3 protein-coding genes are annotated in these 2,230 nt (G+C 52.7%); all 3 read right to left on the bottom strand.

The features are described from left to right. Nucleotides 1–464, bottom strand: a 464-nt coding sequence (locus AC2VLY_RS17350) for an AAA family ATPase (protein ID WP_486892223.1), incomplete at its 3' end; no start/stop codon positions are given. Nucleotides 465–490: 26 nt separating this feature from the next. Next, nucleotides 491–1,546 (bottom strand): OmpP1/FadL family transporter, encoded by a 1,056-nt coding sequence (locus AC2VLY_RS17345; protein WP_486922734.1) that lies wholly within the window; start codon nt 1,544–1,546, stop codon nt 491–493. Between the two features lie 18 nt (nt 1,547–1,564). Further along, a partial coding sequence (lolA, locus tag AC2VLY_RS17340) for an outer membrane lipoprotein periplasmic chaperone LolA (RefSeq protein WP_486922733.1) occupies nt 1,565–2,230 on the bottom strand: 666 nt, incomplete at its 5' end.

Genomic DNA, 2,230 nt, shown 5'->3' with positions numbered 1-2,230 from the left:
ACATAAACCCGTGCTCTGGAAAGCAGCGCGTTGACGAGAGCGAAACTGGGATTTTCAGTCGTGGCCCCAATCAGGATGATAACGCCTTCTTCCACATAGGGAAGCAGTGCATCTTGCTGGGTTTTGTTGAAACGATGGATTTCGTCTATAAAAAGAACGGTATCTTGCCCCTGAGCCCGGGCCTGCTCGGCACTGCTGATGGCTGCGCGAATTTCTCTGACACCACTGTTAACCGCCGAAAGAATTTGAAACTGACACCCGGCTGAGCGCGCCAGCAACTGGGCAAGGGTGGTTTTACCCGTGCCCGATGGACCCCATAAAATCATGGAATGGAGGTGCCGGGTGCGCAACATGGCACGCAGTGGCCCGTTATCGCCTAAAAGATGCTTTTGACCGACATAATCTTCCAGGCTCCGGGGTCGCAGTCGCGCTGCCAGAGGCCGGAGATCATGCGTGGTACTCAAGCAGGAAGCTCCGTTGCTGCCCTGACTCAAAAATTCCGGGAAATGGCTGCACCAAAATTAAAGATACTGGCTTTGTAAGTGCCCGCATAGGGACCGGCATAGGAAGTCGTATTACCGGAAAGCGCATAGGAAGCGCCAAGATCGTACTGCCAATGTCCCAGTCCAATACCCAATCCGAAGGACAGCAAATTACTGCTGGGTGCTGGTGCTGCAGCCTGAATACTCCTGCCATCCGTGGGGCTGCCTTCATGGGCGAGACCGCCACGCAAGGCCAAGTACTGACTGAAGTGGTAGCTTAAACCCAAACGATAGGCAAGCGCCGATTTCCAGCCAAGATTACCATATCCCGGCAGGCGGGCATTACTCCAGTCATTCCAGTCCACATCCAGTTCCGTAGCAAAAGCTGGCGTAAAGCGGTAACGTACACCGGCCTGAAGGCGGCTGGGCAGACTGATGTCTCCTCCCAAACTGGCAGTTGAGCGATAACTCAAACCGGCATTAAAAGTTTCGGTGGTATAAAACAAGCCAACATTACCACCCACGCCACCGCCATTACCTGATTTTTCAGGGAAATTGGCGCTCAGACTCTGATAATAATCCACACCCGCACCAATGCTTAAATCGGGCAGGATCATATAGGCCACACCGGGATTGATGTTGATGATGCGCAGATCATTTTTATCGGGGATGGTCTGTGACGTTCCAAAAGTCCCTGCAGGCCAGGTTGAATTAATGCCGTAAGGAGATGTAATGCCCAAGCCAAGCGCCAAAGGCAGGTCGTTGAAACGGTGGGTTACAAACAAATTGGGCATAATCAGGAGATTATTGCTGGCACCCTCACCATTTCTTTTATAGCTGGGTTCTGATGCTACCACGTCCAGACTGGCGCGCGTCCCCGGGAAAAACACCATATCTGCTGGATTAACCGCAAAACTGCTGACGGGGCCGGCATCGGCTACCGTGGCTCCCGCTTCGGAAAGTCCCACCACCGATGTGGGCACCGCAAATCCTGATGCCTGGGCCTGCACACTGACGAAAACTCCCAAGGCAAGCAGGGTCAAAGCAATTTTGGCATTACGCATGAACGACTCCAGAAAAATTTATTGCGAAAGAACATCTACTCCGGCTGGAGTCGTAAACTGGAACTCCTGGCCCGGAATGGCATGATTAATTTCTACATGCGTGAAATGCAGGACAGTCTCCTGCTGGAAGGCATCTTCCATACGCATTTCCTTCAGGATTCCTGCGGCGTCAAAACCCAGGCGCAACGCAGTAAAACCCTGGTCCTGACCATTTTTAGGCCGCAGCAACAACCAGTGAAGCTGTTTTTTGACACCCAGATCGCTGATGTTGAAACGCTGACTCAGGTCATCATTTCCGGCAATCAAGGCAGCGGGAGTGGATCCCAGCGCCTTGCCCAAAGGTTGAACGGTTACCTGTTGCAGGGCGGGCTCATACAACCAGACTTTCAGCCCGTTGGAAACGATGGTCTGCCCATTGGCGCCACTATAATCCCAGCGAAATTTACCGGGTCGGGAAATCCATAAGGTACCGCCGGCCTTTTTGACAATCTGACCATTATGGTTGGCCACTTCCTGGCTGAATTGCGCAGTAATGGTGTGCGTACTCTGAAAAAAATGATGCAACATATCCAGACCGGAGGCCGCATTCGCCCATGTACTCCAGCCCAGCAAGCAGGCCGCGCCCAGTATTTGCAAATAGCGCGAAACACTACGCCGCTTTAATTCAATCACGACCAGGTGGTG

The sequence above is a fragment of the Acidithiobacillus sp. TH-A36 genome, assembly GCF_057473445.1.
This window is presented reverse-complemented; position numbering and strand designations above follow the sequence as displayed.